The sequence below is a fragment of the Streptomyces mobaraensis genome, from assembly GCF_020099395.1.
Taxonomy (GTDB): Bacteria; Actinomycetota; Actinomycetes; order Streptomycetales; family Streptomycetaceae; genus Streptomyces.
The window spans coordinates 1375192-1393470 of sequence record NZ_CP083590.1; the positions used below are offsets into that span (position 1 = coordinate 1375192).

The 18279-nt window shown below is 73.5% G+C and carries 20 protein-coding genes; 10 read left to right on the top strand and 10 right to left on the bottom strand.

Annotated elements, in window-relative coordinates; translation table 11 throughout:
- Positions 1 to 306: 306 nt before the first annotated feature.
- The gene (locus K7I03_RS05765; RefSeq protein WP_185943520.1) at positions 307 to 615 is read right to left on the bottom strand and encodes a hypothetical protein; all 309 of its coding nucleotides are present in this window, start codon (positions 613 to 615) and stop codon (positions 307 to 309) included.
- Between K7I03_RS05765 and K7I03_RS05770 the strand changes: the two genes are divergently transcribed.
- The 3 genes from K7I03_RS05770 (at position 614) to K7I03_RS05780 (ending at position 2355) form a co-directional block, all read left to right on the top strand.
- Positions 614 to 814, top strand: a complete 201-nt coding sequence (locus tag K7I03_RS05770) for a hypothetical protein (protein WP_185943521.1) — start codon at positions 614 to 616, stop codon at positions 812 to 814. The genes K7I03_RS05765 and K7I03_RS05770 overlap by 2 nt on opposite strands.
- An 85-nt stretch (positions 815 to 899) precedes the next feature.
- Positions 900 to 1811, top strand: a complete 912-nt coding sequence (locus K7I03_RS05775; RefSeq protein WP_185943522.1) for an NADP-dependent oxidoreductase — start codon at positions 900 to 902, stop codon at positions 1809 to 1811.
- 64 nt (positions 1812 to 1875) lie between these two features.
- Positions 1876 to 2355 carry a DUF6314 family protein gene (locus tag K7I03_RS05780; RefSeq protein WP_185943523.1) on the top strand — a complete coding sequence of 160 codons (480 nt, stop codon included), beginning with the start codon at positions 1876 to 1878 and terminating at the stop codon, positions 2353 to 2355.
- A gap of 24 nt (positions 2356 to 2379) precedes the next feature.
- Here K7I03_RS05780 and K7I03_RS05785 read toward each other — a convergent pair whose 3' ends face one another.
- Complete coding sequence (locus tag K7I03_RS05785) at positions 2380 to 4956, bottom strand: MFS transporter (RefSeq protein WP_185943524.1); 2577 nt, start codon at positions 4954 to 4956, stop codon at positions 2380 to 2382.
- Between the two features lie 203 nt (positions 4957 to 5159).
- Positions 5160 to 5606, bottom strand: coding sequence for an SRPBCC family protein (locus K7I03_RS05790; protein ID WP_185943525.1), 447 nt, complete (start codon positions 5604 to 5606; stop codon positions 5160 to 5162).
- Between the two features lie 171 nt (positions 5607 to 5777).
- Between K7I03_RS05790 and K7I03_RS05795 the strand changes: the two genes are divergently transcribed.
- Positions 5778 to 6293, top strand: coding sequence for a GNAT family N-acetyltransferase (locus tag K7I03_RS05795; RefSeq protein WP_185943526.1), 516 nt, complete (start codon positions 5778 to 5780; stop codon positions 6291 to 6293).
- Between the two features lie 691 nt (positions 6294 to 6984).
- Here the strand turns inward: K7I03_RS05795 and K7I03_RS05800 are convergent.
- On the bottom strand, positions 6985 to 7623 hold the full coding sequence (locus tag K7I03_RS05800) for a HEAT repeat domain-containing protein (protein ID WP_185943527.1): 639 nt from the start codon (positions 7621 to 7623) through the stop codon (positions 6985 to 6987).
- A gap of 442 nt (positions 7624 to 8065) precedes the next feature.
- Here K7I03_RS05800 and K7I03_RS05805 point away from each other — a divergent pair, with 442 nt between their 5' ends.
- Both K7I03_RS05805 and K7I03_RS05810 read left to right on the top strand, forming a co-directional pair.
- The gene (locus tag K7I03_RS05805) at positions 8066 to 9910 is read left to right on the top strand and encodes a 3-hydroxyacyl-CoA dehydrogenase family protein (RefSeq protein WP_185943528.1); all 1845 of its coding nucleotides are present in this window, start codon (positions 8066 to 8068) and stop codon (positions 9908 to 9910) included.
- 595 nt (positions 9911 to 10505) lie between these two features.
- Positions 10506 to 11363, top strand: coding sequence for a TetR family transcriptional regulator (locus K7I03_RS05810; protein WP_185943529.1), 858 nt, complete (start codon positions 10506 to 10508; stop codon positions 11361 to 11363).
- Between the two features lie 394 nt (positions 11364 to 11757).
- Here the strand turns inward: K7I03_RS05810 and K7I03_RS05815 are convergent, their stop codons facing one another.
- The 3 genes from K7I03_RS05815 to K7I03_RS05825 form a co-directional block, all read right to left on the bottom strand.
- Positions 11758 to 12153, bottom strand: coding sequence for a DUF6193 family natural product biosynthesis protein (locus tag K7I03_RS05815; RefSeq protein ID WP_224346908.1), 396 nt, complete (start codon positions 12151 to 12153; stop codon positions 11758 to 11760).
- Positions 12154 to 12205: 52 nt separating this feature from the next.
- Positions 12206 to 13666 (bottom strand): MFS transporter, encoded by a 1461-nt coding sequence (locus K7I03_RS05820; protein WP_185943530.1) that lies wholly within the window; start codon positions 13664 to 13666, stop codon positions 12206 to 12208.
- Positions 13667 to 13801: 135 nt separating this feature from the next.
- Positions 13802 to 14833 carry an Lrp/AsnC family transcriptional regulator gene (locus K7I03_RS05825; protein ID WP_224346909.1) on the bottom strand — a complete coding sequence of 344 codons (1032 nt, stop codon included), beginning with the start codon at positions 14831 to 14833 and terminating at the stop codon, positions 13802 to 13804.
- Between the two features lie 111 nt (positions 14834 to 14944).
- Here K7I03_RS05825 and K7I03_RS05830 point away from each other — a divergent pair, with 111 nt between their 5' ends.
- Positions 14945 to 15673, top strand: a complete 729-nt coding sequence (locus tag K7I03_RS05830; RefSeq protein WP_185943532.1) for an SDR family NAD(P)-dependent oxidoreductase — start codon at positions 14945 to 14947, stop codon at positions 15671 to 15673.
- 164 nt (positions 15674 to 15837) lie between these two features.
- On the opposite strand, the gene K7I03_RS05835 is transcribed toward K7I03_RS05830, so the two are convergent.
- Genes K7I03_RS05835 through K7I03_RS05845 form a run of 3 tightly spaced genes read right to left on the bottom strand, consistent with a single transcriptional unit; the run spans position 15838 to position 16398 of the window.
- The gene (locus K7I03_RS05835; RefSeq protein ID WP_185943533.1) at positions 15838 to 16011 is read right to left on the bottom strand and encodes a hypothetical protein; all 174 of its coding nucleotides are present in this window, start codon (positions 16009 to 16011) and stop codon (positions 15838 to 15840) included.
- Positions 16005 to 16223: a hypothetical protein gene (locus K7I03_RS05840; protein ID WP_185943534.1), complete on the bottom strand. Its 219-nt coding sequence runs from the start codon at positions 16221 to 16223 to the stop codon at positions 16005 to 16007. Before K7I03_RS05840 ends, K7I03_RS05835 begins: the two co-directional genes overlap by 7 nt.
- Positions 16216 to 16398 carry a hypothetical protein gene (locus K7I03_RS05845; protein WP_185943535.1) on the bottom strand — a complete coding sequence of 61 codons (183 nt, stop codon included), beginning with the start codon at positions 16396 to 16398 and terminating at the stop codon, positions 16216 to 16218. The genes K7I03_RS05840 and K7I03_RS05845 overlap by 8 nt, the downstream gene beginning before the upstream one ends.
- Positions 16399 to 16571: 173 nt before the next feature.
- Between K7I03_RS05845 and K7I03_RS05850 the strand changes: the two genes are divergently transcribed.
- From K7I03_RS05850 to K7I03_RS05860, 3 genes are read left to right on the top strand one after another with little or no spacing between them, the layout of a single operon-like run.
- Positions 16572 to 17528 carry a helix-turn-helix domain-containing protein gene (locus K7I03_RS05850; protein WP_185943536.1) on the top strand — a complete coding sequence of 319 codons (957 nt, stop codon included), beginning with the start codon at positions 16572 to 16574 and terminating at the stop codon, positions 17526 to 17528.
- Entirely contained in the window at positions 17485 to 17616 is a 132-nt protein-coding gene (locus K7I03_RS05855) for a DUF397 domain-containing protein (RefSeq protein WP_224347392.1), read from the top strand. The genes K7I03_RS05850 and K7I03_RS05855 overlap by 44 nt, the downstream gene beginning before the upstream one ends.
- A gap of 15 nt (positions 17617 to 17631) precedes the next feature.
- On the top strand, positions 17632 to 17826 hold the full coding sequence (locus K7I03_RS05860; protein ID WP_185943537.1) for a DUF397 domain-containing protein: 195 nt from the start codon (positions 17632 to 17634) through the stop codon (positions 17824 to 17826).
- The last annotated feature ends 453 nt before the right edge of the window (positions 17827 to 18279 follow it).

Sequence of the window (18279 nt, forward strand, 5' to 3'; positions counted from 1 at the left end):
CTGCTCTCCGGCGGGCTCGGGCCGGGAGAGGCGCGCCGGCCGTCGACGGGAAGGGTGACGAGGCCGCCCCGCTTGCCGGTTCCCAGGCTGCCGATCGCGTCGTCCGGGCGCAATCCCTTGGGGCGGGCGGGGTTTGGGGTGCGGGGCGGTTTCGGTGCGGGGCGGTATCCGTGCGGGGACGCGGTCCGGGTGGCGGACCGGAGGGGCGGGCTGGGGCGCGATCCGGACAGCCCGGGAGTACGCGGCGGGCGCCCCCCCCCGAGGGCCGGCACCGTCCCCCCGACGCCCCGTCACCCCGTACCCCCGTCACCCCGCCTGCCGCGCCCCCTCCGCCACCGCTCCCCCGGCACCCGCGGCCGTGCCGCCCGGCACCGGCCGCCGCGTCTCCCGGCGTCGTACGAGCCGGTGGGCGAGTTCGGAGGTCAGGAGGCCGAGGAGGGCGATGGCGGCGGCCACGAAGCCGAGGGTGTCCGGGCCGCCGGCCTTGACCGCCAGTCCGCCGACCGCCCCGGCCAGGGCGATGGCCAGGTAGAGGATCGACGCGTGCAGGGACACCAGCACCGAGGCCAGCGGCGGGTTGAGGCCGATCAGCCGGTGCTGCTGCGGTGCGCTCATGCTGAAGCCGGCCACGGCGAACACGGCGATGAAGCCGACCGACGCGGGGTACGACCCGCCGATGCGCGGCTCGATCGTCTTCGCCTGGCGCGGGACCGGCGCCGCGAACCCGGCGGCCGGCGCGCTGATCCGGCATCTGCGCGGCTCCGTGAGCACGGTGGGGAGCGCGGTGGGGAGCGCGGCGGCGTCCCGGGCTTGACCTCGACCGCGGTTGAGGTCGGACGATGAGCGCGCATCGGAGGGGGAAGCCCCCTCGGAACCCGCGCGAGACGAGGAAACAGCGCATGAAGGCAGCGGCGATCAACGCGTTCGGCGGCCCCGAGGTCGTGGAACCGCTCGACCTCCCGACCCCGGAGCCCGGCCCCGGGCAGGTGCGGGTCCGCGTGCGGGCGGCCGGGGTGCAGCCCGTCGACGGCGCGGTCCGGCGCGGCCTGCTGCACGCCGGCGCCGCGCCGGCGTTCCCGCTGACGATCGGCAACGACTTCGCCGGGGTGGTCGACCGGACCGGCGACGGCGCGGACGCCTTCCCGGCCGGCGCCGAGGTGCTGGGCTGGGCCCTGATGGCGTGCCACGCCGAGTACGTCGTGGTCCCCGCCGACCAGCTCGTCGCCAAGCCCGCGGGCATGCCGTGGGAGGTGGCCGGCGCCTTCTCCGCGTCCGCGCAGACCGCGCACACGGCCCTCGAACTGCTCGGGGTGGGCGCCGGCGACACCCTGCTGGTCCACGCGGCGGCCGGCGGCGTGGGCACGGTCGCCGTCCAGCTCGCCCGGGCGTACGGCGCCACGGTGATCGGCACCGCGAGCCCCCGCAACCACGACTACCTGCGCTCCCTGGGCGCCGTCCCGGTGGCGTACGGCGACGGCCTGGTGGAGCGGGTCCGCGCGCTGGCGCCGCAGGGGGTCACCGTCGCCCTCGACGCGGCCGGCGGCGCGGCGCTGGACGCCTCCGTCGAACTGGTCGCGGACCGGGAGCGGATCGGCACGATCGTCGACCACGGCCGCGCCCCCGCCCTGGGGGTACGGGCCCTCACCACCCAGCGGTCGGCCGCGCGGCTGTCCACGCTGACCGGCCTCTGGGCGGAGGGCCGGCTGCGCGTCGAGGTCTCCCGCACCTTTCCCTTGGAACGCGCCGCGGACGCGCACCGCGCGATCGAGACGGGGCACGGGCGGGGCAAGATCGCGCTGGTGATGGGCTGACGGTGGGCTGTCGCGCGGAGAGCGGAGAAGGAGGACCGCCCCTCCCCGCGCGATAATGCCTCCCATGAGCCCCACCGCCCCCGCCCCGACGACCCCGGGCACCCTCCACCCCGTCCCCGACGCCGTCGCGTACCTCACCGGGCGGTGGACGGTCCACCGCGTCCTCCGCGACCTGGCCACCGGCCAGGAGGGCACCTTCACCGGCACGGCCGTGTTCCGTCCGGCCGCCGGCGCGACGCACCTCCTGCACGTCGAGGACGGCGGGCTCACCTGGAACGGCACCACGGGGCGGGCGGGCCGGACGCTCCTGCTGTACGGCCGGCCGGACGGCACGGCCGACGTCCGCTTCGCCGACGGCCGTCCCTTCCACCCCCTGGACCTGCGGTCCGGGCACTGGACCACCCGCCACCCTTGCGGCCGGGACCGCTACGACGGGACGTTCACCGTCGTCTCGGCCGACGAGTGGCGGCTCGCCTGGCGCACCACGGGACCGGCCAAGGACCAGCTCCAGCACTCGGTGTACCGCCGCGCCGAGAGCCCCTGAACTCGGCCCGCGCCAACGGGACTCTCACCTCCCGTGCCGCTCCCGGAACATGTCCGTCATCCCCTGGTCCGCGTGGCCCAGCTGCAGGTCCCGCTCGGTCCTGCCGCCCCCGGCGACCTGGAGCACCGTCGCCACCGGCGGGTACCCGGCCGCGACCACGGTGTACTCCCCCGCGGACAGGTCGACGAAGCGGAACGTGCCGTCGGCGCCCGTGATCGCGGAGTCGACGACGTTCCCGCCCGCGTCGAGCAGGGTGACGCGGGCGTCCTCGACCGGCCGGCCGCCCCCGGCGCGGACCGTCCCGCGCAGTACCGCGCCGCCCGCCAGCTCGACGTCCTGCCGGGTCTCGCGGGCGGACTGGACGGTGACGGGGAGCGCGGCCGGGCGGTAGGCGGGGGCGCTGGCGGCCAGGGTGTACTCGCCGGCGACGAGTTCGCCGATGACGTAGCCGCCCTCGTGCCCGGTCCGGGTGGAGGCGACGACCTCGCCCTGGACGCTGGTGAGCGTCACCAGCGCCTCGCACACCGGGCTGCCGTCGGCGGCGCGGACGGTGCCCGCGAGCCGGCCGGCGCCGCCGAGGACGACGTCGAGCTCGACCGGCCGGTCGCCGACGGTCACGGTGACCGCCTGCGGCTGGTGGCCCCCGGCCGCGGCGATGAGGACGTACGAGCCCGCGCCGGGCGTGTTCAGCGCGTACCGGCCGTCGTCGCCGCTGGAGCCGCGCCCGATCTGCCGCCCCTGGGCGTCGATCAGGGTGAGGGCGGCGCGGGCGACGGTGGTGCCGTCCTGGTGCTGCACGGCGCCGGCGACGGGCACCCCGGCGGCGGCGTACGACGTGTCGTCGGAGACGTACCCACCCTCACGCTCACGGACGTACGCGCCCTCACGGACGTATGCGCCCTCACGCGCATAGGCGCCCTCCCGGCCGTACGCCTCACGCCCCGGATCCGGCTCGGTGATCAGCGGTGCGGGCGACGGTGGGGCCGGCTCGTTGCGGGCGGGCGGGATGGTGGGCGCTTCGGGGGCGTTGTGGGACACCAGTGGTTTCTCCTTCAGCAGGAAGGCGAGCAGGAAGCCGAGGACGAACACCGGCACCAGGTAGAGGAAGATCCGCGGCATGGCGTCCGCGTACGCCCGGATGTAGCCGTCCCGCAGCGCCGCCGGGAGGGCGTGCACCAGGCCGGGTGTCAGGGAGTCGGCGTCCGGGAGCCCGGCGCGCCGCGGCAGTTCACCGGCGAGGCGGTGGGCCAGCCGGTGGGCGAAGAGGGTGCCGAAGACGGCCGCGCCGGCCGAACCGCCGATCTGCCGGAAGAAGTTGTTGGCGCTGGTCGCGGTGCCGAGGTCGGCGGGGTGGACGGAGTTCTGCACGGCGAGGATCAGCACGGGCAGGCAGAGGCCGATGCCGGTGCCGAGGACGGCCATCCAGAGGCTGTAGACCAGCCGGCCCGTCCCGGCGTCCAGGTGCGACAGCAGGTACATGCCTTCGGCGGCGAGGGCGCAGCCGAGGACGGGCAGCAGCTTGTAGTGGCCGGTGCGGCTGACGAGTTGGCCGGCGACGAGGGAGGCGGCCACGACGCCGCCCATCATCGGCAGCATCAGCAGCCCGGACTCGGTGGCGCCGGCCCCGTCGACCATCTGCAGGAAGGTCGGCAGGTAGCTGGCGGCGCCGAAGAGGCCGACGCCGACCACCGCGCCGATCAGGCCGGTGACGAGGAAGACGGAGTCGCGGAACAGGTGCGGCGGGATGATGGGTTCGGCCGCGTACTGCTCGACGACGAGGAACAGCAGGGCCGTGCCGAGCGCGCCGGCGGCGAGGCCGAGGGTCACGCGGTCGGTCCACGCGTACTCGGTGCCGCCCCAACTGGTCAGCAGCACCAGGCAGGTGGCGGAGGTGCTGAGCAGCAGCGCACCGAGGACGTCGAACCGGCCGCGGGCGGTGGGCCGGGGCAGGTCCAGGGCCTTGAGGACGACAGCGAGGGTGACCAGCCCGAAGGGCACGTTGACGTAGAAGCACCAGCGCCAGGAGGTGTGGTCGGTGAAGAACCCGCCCAGCAGCGGCCCGGCGACGGAGGCGAGCCCGAAGGCGGCGCTGATGACGCCCATGAAGCGGCCGCGCTCGCGGGGCGGGACGATGTCGGCGATGATCGCCTGCACGCCGATCAGCAGCCCGCCGGCGCCGACGCCCTGGAGCGCGCGGAAGGCGATGAACTGGTCCATGGTCCGCGACCAGCCGGCCAGTCCGGAGCCGAGGACGAAGACGACGATCGCGAAGACGAAGACGGTCTTGCGGCCGAGGAGGTCGCCGACCTTGCCGTAGAGCGGCAGCACCACCGTGGAGGTGAGCAGGTAGGCGGTGACGGCCCAGGGCATCCGGTCCACGCCGTGCAGGTCGCCGACGATCCGCGGGAGGGCGGTGGCCACGATCGTCTGGTCGAGCGCCGCGAGGAGCAGGGTGAGCATCAGCGCGATGAAGACGACGCGGACCCGCCCCCGTCCCGGCCGGGGGTCCCGGTCGGGGGTCCCGGCCGGGACGGGGCCGCTCGCGGGCAGGGCGGGTGGACCGCTCGTCACCACGATGGCCTCGGAGATGGATCCGCCCACGTGTGTGCTCCCGTCGTCGCGCCTGGTCGTCCGGCCGCCCTTTTTTCGCATTACGCGACAACGGGGAGCAAGCGCGACGTTTTACCCGGGAGTACGGCCGTGACGGCTTTCCGCCGGTCGGAGGCGTTGCGACGGCCCGGTGCGGGGCCGGGAAAACCACTCGAACAGGTGAGAGGCCGCCAGGGGCTCAGGCCACCAGGGGCTCAGCCCTTCTCCACCTCACCGGCGAGCCGGGCGAGGACGGCGTCGTGGATCCGGGCCAGCCCCTTGGGCGCGAAGGTCCGCTCGAAGAAGCCGCCGATGCCGGTGGCGCCGGTCCACGTGGTGCTGACGACGACCTTGGCGCGGCCCTCGCCGGCGGGGGTGACCGTCCAGGTGGTCACCATGCTGGAGTTGCGGTCCTTCTCCACCAGCTGCCCGGCGGACGGCTCGGTGACCTCCAGCAGGCAGTCCCGGACGCGCTTGCTGGTGGCCTGGAGCTTCCAGTGCACCAGCGTGCCCTCGCCGTCGCCGCCCTCCCGGACCTCGTACTCGCTGTACTGCTCGGGCAGCAGCTTGGCACGGGTGCCGCTGTAGTCGGCGAGCGTGTCGAACACCTCCTCCGGGTCCGCCGCGATGATCCGCTCGGTGGTGGCCTCGACCTGGCCCATGACTTGCCCTCCGGGATTCCGGGATGACGATATGTGCAGCAGTCCGCGCGTCCCGCGGGTGCGGGCAAAGCCAATCACCAACGCCCCACCTGCCCAAATCGGGGTGCGCTCGTTCCGCGTACATCCCGACGTTTCCGTCTGCGGGCGTCCCGGGACCGCTAACGTGCGTGCATGGTGCGCATACGGAAGATGACCGACGACGATGTGGACGCCGTGGCGGAGATCCGGATCGCCGGCTGGCGGACGGCGTACCGGGGCCTCGTCCCCGACGCGTACCTCGACGCCATGGACCCGGCCGCGGACGCCGCCGCCCACCGGGCCCGCCGGGCGGCGGCCGAGTACCCGATGGCGGAGCTGGTCGCCGAGTCCCCCGCCGACGGCGTCGTGGGCTGGGCCTGCCTGGGCCCCTGCCGCGACGAGGACATCCCGGCGCCCGCGGGCGAGTTGTACGCCCTCTACGTACGGCCCGCGCTCGTCGGTACGGGCGTGGGGCGGACCTTGTGCGCCGGCGCGCTGGAGAGCGCGCGGGAGCGCGGGGATGCGCGTTTGGGCTTGTGGGTGCTGCGCGAGAACGCGCGCGCCCGTCGCTTCTACGCGCGGGCGGGGTTCGCGGCGGATGGGGCGGAGCGGGTGGATGTGGTGGAGGGGGAGCAGGTGGTGGAGGTGCGGTATGTGCGGGGGGTGTAGGGGATCGGCCCGACCCCTCCCCCAAAGGGGGCACCCCCGTTTCACTGTTTCTCGCGGGGTGGGAACCGCCCACACCCCACCGCGGCGCGCCTGCGGCGCACGTCCTGTACGCGGAAGCGGAAGCTGTGGCGCCGTCCCTATGCGCCCGCGCCACAGGGACGCTAACCTAATGCCCGTCGGTGGCCACCGGCACGAAAAAGGGCCCCGCCCGGACCGGATTTCCAGACGGGACCCAAGGGCTTTACGGCCCTCGGCTTGGCTTGCGCGAGCCGAGGGTCAGCCCTTCCGCCGCCACCCCCTCACCTTCCGCGTGAAACGCTTCCAGATCGACGGGCGTGGCCTGCGGTGGCGTCCTGTCATCGGAGCGCCCCCTTTCAACGCGGCCAAGTTCCGGTGACCGCTACCGGAGGAACCCGGTGGCCGGGGTCCCCCGCGAACCGACGACGCCGGTCCCTCCATGAAGGGGGGCGCCCCGAAGGACGCCGTCGCACACACTACTGCCTGTCGACATCAACTCACGTCCCGTGAAGGGAATTCGCTCGGTCAGGTGATGTTTTACGGACGCCCGGATCAGCCCGTCCGGCGCTTGAGGACAACCGCGCGGAGCGCGGTTTCGGGGGTGCGGGGGCTCGCCCCCGTAAGAAACGGTGAAAGGGAGGGACCGGGGCACAGCCCGCCGCAGGCGCCCCCCTCAGCCGCGCGGCCCACCGCGCGCCCGCACCGTCGGCAGCGGCCGCCCGTTCAGCCGGGCGAGCGCCACCACCGCCGCCGGCCGCAACCGTTCGTGCTCGCGCGCGGCGACCAGCGTCGCCTCGGCCCGCCGGTCGCCGAGCAGCCCCAGCCCCTCCACACACGCCCGGGCGACCGGCCAGCAGTGGTCCCGGGCAGCCAACAGCCGCTCCAGCGTGGAGAGGAGAGCGGGCACGGACTCGGGCGCGCGCAGCTCGGTCAGCAGGCGGACGGGGTGGACGGCGTAGGCGGTCCGCAGCGGGTTGGTGGCGAGGGCGGCGGCGGCGCGGGCCGTCCGCGGGTCCCGGAGCCGCGCGAGGACGTGCGCCGCCGTGGCGCACCGCACCGGCTCCCGGTAGTTGAGGAGCAGCACCAGCGTCTCGAAGGCCCGCCGGTCGCCCTGGACGCCGAGCGCGAAGGCGGCGATCTCCCGGGCCCAGAGCGGCCGTTCGGGGGCGACCAGGACGTCCGCGAGCTCGTCGCGGGCGGCCCGGCTGTCGGTGCGTGCCAGGGCCAGCAGCCGCTCGTACGCCGTGAACTCGGCCGGGGAGACCAGTTCGGCCCGCACCCGCTTCAGCAGTACGCGGAATTCCTCTTCCATTCCCGCTCCTCCCCGAGTGGCCTGTACCACATACTAATTCGGGCCCCCGCCCCCTGGCGCTCGCGGTTACCGGTGAGTTAATCTCCCGGCACGAGCCGCACCCCGGCTCGGGCGGCCGGTGACGCGGCCGTCGTGGCACCGGAGTTCCCGGTGCCGTCCGCCGGTTCGGCACTCCAGTACGGCACGGCCCCGGGACAGGGCCGGCCGCTCGCACGACTCCCTCCCCGTGGACGCCCTTTACCCGTCCGCGGCAATCCTTAAGGCGCCGCGCCCGCGCAGGGCCGTGCCGCGCTCCCGCACCCGGCAGCGTCGCCGGGTCGATACCCCGTAGCTCCCGTCGCTTCCGTCGAGGCAGCTCCCGTCGAGCTCCCCGCGCCCGGGACACGCCCGCCGTCGCTCCCGGCGGGCCCCCGCGCCGGAAAACACCCTCTGGAGTCCCGTCATGGACCGTCAGTCCGCCGTCCCACCGTCCCCCGCCGCCGGCCCTACCGCTGAGAACACCGCCCCCACCGGCCCGCTCCGGTCCGTCGCCGTCATCGGCCTCGGCACCATGGGATCCGGCATCGCCGAGGCCCTCGTGCGGGCCGGCCGCGAGGTCGTCGGCATCGACGTCAGCGCCGACGCGGCCGCCCGGGCCGTCGAGGCGCTCACCGCCGCCACCGCCCGCGCGGTCGCGCGCGGCAAGCTGACCGAGGACGAACGCCGGGCCGCGCTGGGCCGGTTCCGCACCTCGGCCGACCTCGCCGACGCCGCCGGCGCGGACCTGGTGATCGAGGTCGTGCCCGAGGACTACGCGCTCAAGCACGACGTCTTCACCGCCCTCGACGGGATCGTCGCGCCCACGGCGATCCTGGCCACCGGCACCAACGCGCTGTCCGTCACCCGCCTCGCCGCCGACTCCGCCCATCCCGAACGGGTGCTCGGCCTGCACTTCTTCAACCCCGCCCCGGCGATGAAGCTGGTGGAGGTGGTCTCCTCGGTGCTCACCGCGCCGAGCGCCGTCGCCGCCGTCACCGAACTCGCCCGCGAACTGGGCAAGGAGCCGGTCGCGGTCGGCGACCGGCCCGGATTCGTCGCGGACGGGCTGCTGTTCGGCTACCTCAACCAGGCCGCCGCCATGTACGAGTCGCGGTACGCGTCCCGCGAGGACATCGACGCCGCGATGAAGCTGGGCTGCGGCCTGCCGATGGGCCCGCTGGCGCTCCTGGACCTGATCGGCGTCGACACCGCCCGGACCGTCCTGGAGGCCATGTACGCGGCCTCGCGCGACCGGCTGCACGCGCCCGCGCCGATCCTCGGGCAGCTGGCCGCGGCCGGGCTGACCGGCCGCAAGGCGGGCCGCGGCTTCTACACGTACGCGGCCCCGGGCTCGTCGGAGACGGTCCCGGACGCGGAGACGCCGGAGTCCTCCACCGGCCGGACGGCCGGCCGGCCCGTGCGCTCCGTCGGCGTCGTCGGTTCCGGGACGATGGCGAGCGGCATCGCCGAGGTCTTCGCCCGGGCGGGCCTCCCGGTGGTGCTCGCCGCCCGTACGCCGGCGAAGGCGGACTCCGCCCGGGACCGGGTGGCGTCATCACTGGCCCGCTCGGTGAAGAAGGGCAGGCTGACCGCCGGGCAGCGCGACGCGGCCCTCGGACTGATCACCCCGGCCGGGGCCCTGGACGCCCTCGCGGAGGTAGACCTGGCCGTCGAGGCCGTGGCCGAGGACCTCGCCGTCAAGCGGGAGTTGTTCACGGCGCTCGACAAGATCTGCCGCCCAGGAGCCGTCCTGGCCACCACCACCTCCTCGCTGCCGGTGATCGCCTGCGCCCGGGCGACGTCCCGTCCCCAGGACGTCGTGGGCATGCACTTCTTCAACCCGGCGCCCGCGATGAAGCTGGTGGAGGTGGTGCGGACGGTGCTGACGGCGGACGACGCCCACGCCACGGTCCGCGAGATCTGCGCGGCCGTCCGCAAGCACCCGGTGGACTGCGGGGACCGCGCCGGGTTCATCGTCAACGCGCTGCTGTTCCCGTACCTCAACAACGCGGTGAAGATGGTGCAGGAGCACTACGCCTCGCCGGACGACATCGACACCGCCATGAAGCTCGGCGGCGGCTACCCGATGGGACCCTTCGAACTCCTCGACGTGGTCGGGCTGGACGTCTCGCTCGCCATCGAGCGCGTCCTGCACCGCGAGTTCCGCGACCCGGGCCTCGCGCCCGCGCCGCTGCTGGAGCACCTGGTCGCGGCGGGCTGCCTCGGCCGCAAGACGGGGCGTGGCTTCCGCGAGTATGCGCGGGCCTGACGCCCCGGCCGCGCGGGGCGCGGCGGAAGGCTCCGGGGGGCCGGGGACGCGGGGCGCGGTGGAGGACTCCGGGAATTCGGCCGGGCGCGGCCCGGCGCGCGGTTCCGGAGGCCCGGACGCGCGGGCCGCGGCGACGGAACGCTTCGGCAGCCCGGGAACCCGGGCCTCGACGGAAGGCTCCGGGAGCCCGGGAACGCGGAGCGCAGCGGAGGACTCCCGGAACCTGACCGGGCGCGGCCCAAAGGAAGGCTCCGGGGGCCCGGGTTCGCGGGCCGCAGCGAAAGGCTCCGAGGGGCCGGACGCGCGGGCCGCGACGGAAGGCTCCGAGAGCCCGGGTGCCCCGGCCGCGACGGAACGCTCCGGAAGCCCAGGGACGCGGGGCACGGCGGCGGAAGGCTCCGGCAGCCCGGGCACCCGTGGCTCGGGCGAAGGCTCCCGGGACCCGGACCCGCGGTACGCGGTCGAGCGGCCCAGGGGCCCAGGGGTACGGAGCGACCCAGGGGTACGGAGCGCGACGGAAGGCTGGGGCGGCCTGCTGGAACCGGTCGGCGGTCCGTCCCGGCACGCCCGCGCGGGGGCGTGTTACGTTCCCCACATGTCCCAGCCCGCCAAGTCCGTCCGCTCCCCGCGCGGGACCGCCACCAGGGGCTCCGAGGAGCCCGGACCGCCCGGACCGCGCCCGTCGCCGTCCTCCCCCGCCCCGGAGGCCGCCGGCTCCCGGCGCGCCGCCGCCCAGCGCCTCACCATGCGCCGCAAACTCGCGGCCGCGGCCATGGAGTTGTTCGCGACCAAGGGCTACGAGGCCACCACCGTCGACGAGATCGCGGCGGCGGCCGGGGTCGCCCGCCGCACCTTCTTCCGCCACTTCCGCTCCAAGGAAGAGGCCATCTTCCCCGATCACGACGACACCCTCGTCCGCGCGGCCGGGGTCCTCGACGCGGCGCCCGCGCACGAGAACCCGCTGGACACGGTGTGCCGCGGCATCAAGGAGGTCATGCGCATGTACGCGGCCTCCCCCGCCGTCTCCGTCGCCCGCTACCGCCTCACCCGCGAGGTCCCCACCCTCCGCGAGCGCGAGATCGCCTCCGTCGCCCGCTACGAACGCCTCTTCACCCGCTACCTCCTGGGCCACTTCGAGGAGGGCACCCACCACGACGACGACCCCCTCCTCGCCGAGGTCGCCGCCTCCGCCGTCGTCACCGCCCACAACCACGTCCTCCGCCGCTGGCTCCGCAGCGGCGGCGAGGGCGACGTCGAGACCCAGCTCGACCACGCGTTCGCCATCGTCCGCGAAACCTTCGGCAAGGGCATCGGCGCGGGCCGCGCCCCGCTCCCGCCCGAACCGGCGGTCACCGCGCGGACGGAGGGCGAGGTCCTGGTGACGGTGGCGCGGACGGACGCGCCGCTGGGGGACGTGATGGCGGCGATCGAGAAGGTGCTCAGGAGCCGTTGAGGGGAGGCGTCCCCGGGCGCAGGCGCCCTGGGGAAGGACGCCCCGGGGGAGGGATGCCCCGTCTCCCCTCGAAGCGGAACACCCCCGGCCCCCGGACATCGGACGAACCCGGTCAGACGACCTCGACGGTCGTGGACGGCGAGGTCCGGCCGCCGAGAGAGAACTCCGGGGGCGGCCGGGCGGACATGAGGACCGCCCGGTCGCAGAAGTCGGCCTTGAGGATCTCGGATCCGCCTTGCGTCCAACCCGACCGTGGCCGGGCTGTGGGTGGGCGACGACGGCGTCCACCACGTCCTCCGCGACGGCGGTCGTGTTCCGGGCCCACCCCGCGCGGACGGCGAGCGGCTCGTCCGGCGCGGGAGCCACGGATGTTCCCCCACCCGTCGCTTCAGAACTACCGCTCCCGCACCGCGGCTTCGTGGGCCGCGAGTTCGTCCGGGGTGCCGTGGAAGGCGGGGCCGCAGCCCGGTGGGAGGCGCCGGACCACCATGGTGACGGCTTCCTCCGCCGTGGCCGCCGGGCCCACGGTGTCGCCTCGGGAGGGGCCGGCGACGAGGTAGGTGCCTCCGGCCGCGCGCTGGATGTAGGGGATGTCCCAGGTCCACCGCTGTTCGGTGCAGCGGCTGAAGTGGAGTTCTCCCATTCCGGTCCAGGGAAACAACTGCCGCAGGCGGGGCTCCGCGTAGGCCACCGCCAGGAGTTCGTCCCGTACGCGTCCGTCGTCGCGTACCGCCTGCCAGCCCGCTTCGACGACGGCGTCGCCCGCCGTATCCCTCGTATCCCTGTTCACGGCGTCATCGTGCACGACGCGGGGGGGGGTACGGCGAACGGCAGCCCGGCGATCAAGCCCCGCCGCCCCGCGAGCCCGTGAGCTCCGCTGCCTCCTCCTCCGTCGACACCGACGGCGGCGAGCCCTCCAGCGGCCGCCCGGCCGTCTCCTTCATGCAGGCCACCGCCGCCACGCCGACCAGCGCCGCACCCATGGCGTACCAGGCCGGAGCCAGATCGCTGCCGGTGGCGTGGATCAGCCCGGTGGTGATCAAGGGCGTGGTGCCGCCGAAAAGGGAGGTGGAGAGGTTGTAGCCGATGGAGAGGGAGCCGTAGCGGACGCGGGTGGGGAAGAGGGCAGGGAGGGCGGCCGACATCGTCCCGAGCAGGCAGACGAGGGAGAGGCCGAGCAGCAGCGTCCCGCCGAGCACGGCGGCGACGCCGCCCTGCCCGATCAGCAGGAACGCGGGCACCGACAGGACCACGAATCCGCCCATCCCCGCCATCAGCAGCGGTTTGCGGCCGGCACGGTCGCTGAGCCGCCCCACGAAGGTGATGAGGCACATCAGCAGCAGCATGGTGACGATCAGGACGACGATGCCGTGCGCCTCGTCGTACCCCAAGCGGTCGGTGAGGTAGGTGGGCAGGTAGGAGAGCAGCATGTAGTCGGTGATGCCGTAGGCGCCGGCCAGGACGACACACAGGACCAGCCGGGACCCTTGCGTAGCGAAGATCTCCCGCAGGCCGGCCGGCTCCCGGGTGGCCGTCCGGGCGGTCGGCTCCTCGGCCAGCTTCCGGAAGGCCGGCGTGTCCTCCAGCCTCAGCCGCAGGTACAGGCCGACGAGGCCGAGCGGCCCGGCGACGAGGAAGGGGACGCGCCATCCCCACTCCCGCATCCCGTCGCCGCCGAGCCACGTGCTCATGACGGTGACGAGGCCGGCGGCGCCGACGTAGCCGGCGAGGGTGCCGAATTCCAGGAAACTTCCGTAATAGCCACGGCGTTTGTCGGGCGCGTACTCGGCGATGAAGGTGGACGCGCCGCCGTATTCACCCCCGGTGGAGAAACCCTGGAGCATCCGGAAGACGATCAGCAGCACCGGGGACCAGAATCCGACGGCCGCGTACGACGGGATCAGCCCGATGGCGAACGTGCCGGCGGCCATCAGCACCATCGTCAGTGCGAGCACCCGTTTGCGGCCGACGCGGTCGCCGAGCGGGCCGAAGAACAGGCCGCCGAGCGGCCGGACGAGAAACGCCACGGCGAAGGTCGCGAGAGACGACAGCAACCGCACCGCGCCGTCGCCGGACGGGAAGAACACGTCGCCGATCGTCACCGCGAGATAGCTGTAGACGCCGAAGTCGAACCACTCCATGGCGTTGCCGAGCGCCGCCGCCTTCACCGCGCGTCTGACCAGCCGCTCGTCCGTGACCGTGACATCCGCGACCGTAACGTCCGCGACCGTGGCATCCGTGCGTTCGGCCGCCCCCGGGTCACTGCCGTCGCGCCCGACCTCGACGCTGCTGCCTCTGGGCAAGGCTCGGTTTCCTTTCCTGCGGAGCGCGGGCCCGGCGGCAGGCGTTTCCCACACGGGGCCCGGTTTTCGCGGCGCGCCTTCACACCGGGCGGGCCCGCGAAACGGCCGGTGGCCGAATCGCGACGCAGATCACGTTCACGTTCGGGGGCGGTACGGTCCGACGAGGCGGTCACCGGACACGAGCGTGCCCGCCTGCTTGACGTGCCGCAGGACCGGTGACACCTCCATGCTCTGCAAGCCCGGCAGCGCCCCGATGCGATCCGAGGTGAACTCGAAGAGTTCGTCGAAATCCCGGCAGTGGGCGACGGCATGCACGTTGAAGGGGCCGGAAATGGCCGCCGCGAAGGCGATCTCGGGCTCTCGCGCCAGCGCACGCCCGGCGTTCTTCACCTCCGACGGATGCACGCGCAGCCACAGATTGGCCCGCGCGTGAAAGCCCAGGGCCGCCGGGGCGATCTCGACGTCGACGTACACGACGCGCTGCCGGAGCAGGGTGCGGAGGCGGCGGGACACGCGGCCCGGCGTGGAGCCCGCCGCCTTGGCGAGGCCGGCGAGGCCGGCCCGGCCGTCCGCGGCGAGAGCGGCGAGCAGCCGCTCGTCCTCAGTCGTGAGGCGTACGGGGTCGCCGGCGACCACCGAGGACTCCGTGAACGGCGGCTCCTCGCCGGCGAGCATGGCCTCCTGCTCGGGGGACAGCGTGCCGTGGAGCGCGGCCCAGTAGTGGCCGCGGCCTCCCATGAACTGGCGCAGCATGGCGTAGGCGTTGACGTCGAGCACCGCGGCGGTGCGCGGAAGCCGACGGCCGAGCAGCTCTTCGCGCTGCGCCTCGTCCCGCGACTGGGTCGCGCACGTGACCTCGGATCCCGCCGCGCCCACGGCCACCCAGTTGACGTCGTCCCGCTGGGCGAGCGCGCCCGCGATCGCCTCGACGCTGCCCGGCCGGCAGCGCAGCCGCACCAGCCACCTGCTCTGCCCCAACGCCCCCGGGTTCACCACGCCGGCGACCCGGATGACGCCCTCGGCGCACAGCTGCCGGTACCGGCGGTTGACGGTGCTCTCGGTGAGGCCGAGCGCGGCCGCCATCGAGGCGAAGGAGGCGCGCGGAGCGATCTGGAGCGCGCGGATGATGCGGACGTCATCGGGCCGGATGGCGAAGGATCCGGACACAGAGGCACCTTTCACAGCGGGAATCCTACGAACCGGCCCGCCCCGACCGTCCCCGGAGCGGCACGGCGAGCAGACTCACTCCGTACCGCCGAAGAACGGAGACACCGCCGTATGTCATCGACCAGCAGCGCGGAGCGGCCCGCCCCGACCGCCCTCATCATCGGAGCCTCGCGAGGCCTCGGCCACGCGATGGCGGCCGAGTTCATCCGGCGGGGCTGGAACGTCACCGGCACGGTCCGCGACACCGCCGTGCGCACGCCCCTGCACGAGCTCGCCGAGCGGACCGACGGCCGCGTCGCCGTCGAGCGCCTCGACGTCAACGAGCCCGGCCATCTGCCGCCCCTGCACGCGCGCCTCGCGGAACGGGGCCCGCTCGACCTCCTCTTCGTCAACGCCGGTACCACGAGCGACGAGTGGACGCCCATCGGCGAGGTGGCCACGGACCACTTCGTCACGGTGATGACCACCAACGCCCTCGGCCCCCTGCGCGCGATCGAGGCGCTCGAAGACCTCGTGTCCCCCACCGGCCTCATCGGAGCGATGTCCTCCGGACAGGGCAGCATCACCAACAACACGACCGCCGGCCGCGAGCTCTACCGGGGCAGCAAAGCGGCGTTGAACATGTTCCTGCGCGGCTTCGCGGTCCGGCAGGCCCGGACGCACCCCCGGCGCGGCTTCGTCCTCCTGGCGCCGGGCTGGATCCGCACGGCGCTCGGGGGTCCCGACGCGCCGTACACCGTCGAGGAGAGCGCACCGCTGCTGGTGGACGTCCTGCTGTCCCGGCTGGGCACGTCCGGCCTGGCGTATCTGGACCGCTCGGGCCGGACGGTGCCGTGGTAGGCCCTGCCGGTATCGGCTCTGAGCGGGGGGGGGTGAGCGGGGGGGGGCGCCTGCGGCGGGCTGGTGCCCCGGTCCCGCCCTTTCACCGTTTCTTGCGGGAGGGCCCGCGCCCCCTGAGAGCGGCTCGCCGCTTGTCCTCAAGCGCCGGACGGGGCGGTGATGCCTCACCGCTGTCCCGCGTGGGCCCGGTGAATGTGCTCCGCCCGGTTGGCGACGTACTGGGCCCGGTGCTCCTCGGCGGTGGCCCGCTCCCAGCGGTCCGGCGCGGTGCGCACCCGCGCCTCCGTCCTCCCGATCACGGCGTCCCACCACTGGCACGCCTCGCACGGCGTCACCATGGGCGTCCCTCCTTGTTCAGCTTGTTCACGCGGGCGCGCAGCTTGTCGGTGGTGGTGGCGCGGCGGTACCGCGTCGGGTGCCAGGTGCGTCCGCCCTCCGGCGGGCGGAGGGTGATCCGGCGGGTGTCGTGGTCCCAGCCGACGACGACGCCGAACCGGTCGCGCTCGGTGTCGAGGACGAGTTCGAGCGGCTGGGGGATCCAGTCAGCCACGGTGCGCCTCCGCGTGCCGCAGGCCCTCGCGGCGCAGCCGCTCCGCGCGGGGCCAGTCACCCGCACGTTCGGCGGCGCGCCGCGCGTCGGTGAGGCGCGTGCACGCGGTGCACGGCACATGGGGGTTGGGTACGAGCACCGTCCGGGCCCCGACCCCGAAGAACATGTGCGTCATGCGGCACCGCCCACGCGATACACGAACTCGATCATTTGTGCGCCTTCCTCCTTGCCACGGGGCGCAACTGCACGCCCCACCAGGAGAGTTGCGTGGGTCACAGTGGACACGCAACACTTCGTGTCGTGCCAGTGACGCACTGGCACGACACGCGATCATGGGTTGGAGGGGGCATGTCCGCCCGCAACGCCGCCAGTTCCGCCCCGGGAGGGCGCCGCGCGTTTGGCCAACTGCTCGCCCACTACCGGCGAGCAGCCAACGAGACGCAGGAGTCGCTGGCTCCGCAGATCCTCTGCGAACGGTCGGTGCTGAGCCGCATCGAGACCGGCGACAGGGTGCCGAGCGAACAGTTGGTGAAGAGGTGCGACAAGAAGCTTGGCACCGGCGGTGCGCTGTACAAGTTGTGGCGGGAGACCGACTGGTATCCCGACGAGGCATTCCCGGACTGGTTCAAGCGTCGCAGGGAAATGGACGCCAAAGCGGTGGCGATTCGCGAATTCGAGACGCAGGTCGTACCCGGGCTGTTGCAGTCGGAAGAGTATTCGCGCGCGCTCTTCTCGCGGGGCACGGGAGCAGCGGACGCTCCTGTGATCGAAGAGCGCGTCCGCGCCCGCCTGGCCAGACAGCAGCGATTCTGGGATCCCTCCGGCCCCCTCCTTGTCGCCGTGCTGGACGAGAGCGCAATCCGCAGCGTTATGGGGAGCGCACAAGTGATGTACGGACAGTGCGCTTTCCTCCTGAAGGCCGGGGAACTCCCGAACGTTCGCATTCAAGTGGCACCTGTGCATGACCCGAAACTCATCCGGCCCAAGACGCCGATCTCTCTCATCCAACTGCCTGACGGTCACCAGTGGGTGTACAGCGAGTCCCTGGACCGCGGACATTTCAGCGATGATCCGGCAGTCGTCGCACGCCACTCACGGACCTATGATGTGCTCAGGGCGGACAGCCTGTCGACAAGGGATTCCGCTGCGTTCATCAGAGATGTGATGGAAGAGTATGGGAGAGGCCATGACACTCGCCACAAGCGTCGTACGCTGGGTGAAAAGCAGCCACAGTCATCAGGACGGCGGAAACTGCATCGAAATCGGCCTAGGTACCCCCGGCTCCACCCCCGTCCGGGACAGTAAAACGCCGAACGGTCCCGCCCTGCGGTTCCCCGCAGCCGCGTTCACTGGATTCATATCCTCCGTCAAAGACGGAAGCCTCAAATCCTGACGGGAGGCCGCCGACATGAACACATGGGTCAAGAGCAGCTACAGCGACCGTGATGGCGCAAACTGCGTCGAATGGGCCCCCGCCTCCGCAACGTCCGGCATCATCCCCCTCCGCGACAGCAAACGCCCCACCGGCCCCCTACTGCACATCCCCGCGAGCGCCTTCGCGGACCTGGTCTCCGCCATCAAGGGCGGAGCCTTCAGCGCCTAGCCTGCGGCCTCAACCCGCCCGGCAGGAAGGCACTTTCCCCGTGCGGGCCGCCGGATCGCGTCCCCGGCCTGTCGTCCCGACTCGACGGGCGTGGAGTGGCCGGGGACGGATCGCGGTCGATCTCGCGGCGATGCCCGCCGAAGCCGGCCACCTGCCCGGCCGGCTCCGGCACCCTGCTCTCGAACAGAACGGCATCCTGCGTGTCCGCGTCGGCGTGAGGCGTCGATCGGGTGCGGCACCCGGCCTGCGTGGTCCGCCGCCGGCCGATGAAGGCGGCGCGATATCGCTTCATGATCAGATAAACCGGATTCGAAAGAATATCACCGCTTCGAAGGAAACTGCTGGGCTACCCGGGCCAGTCGACCCGACCGGCCATTACCGTGCTGATTGGCGGATGGATCACCGCAATCGTCCCTCCCTCTTGCCGGATCCTCCGCGTCTTCCGTCATCGGC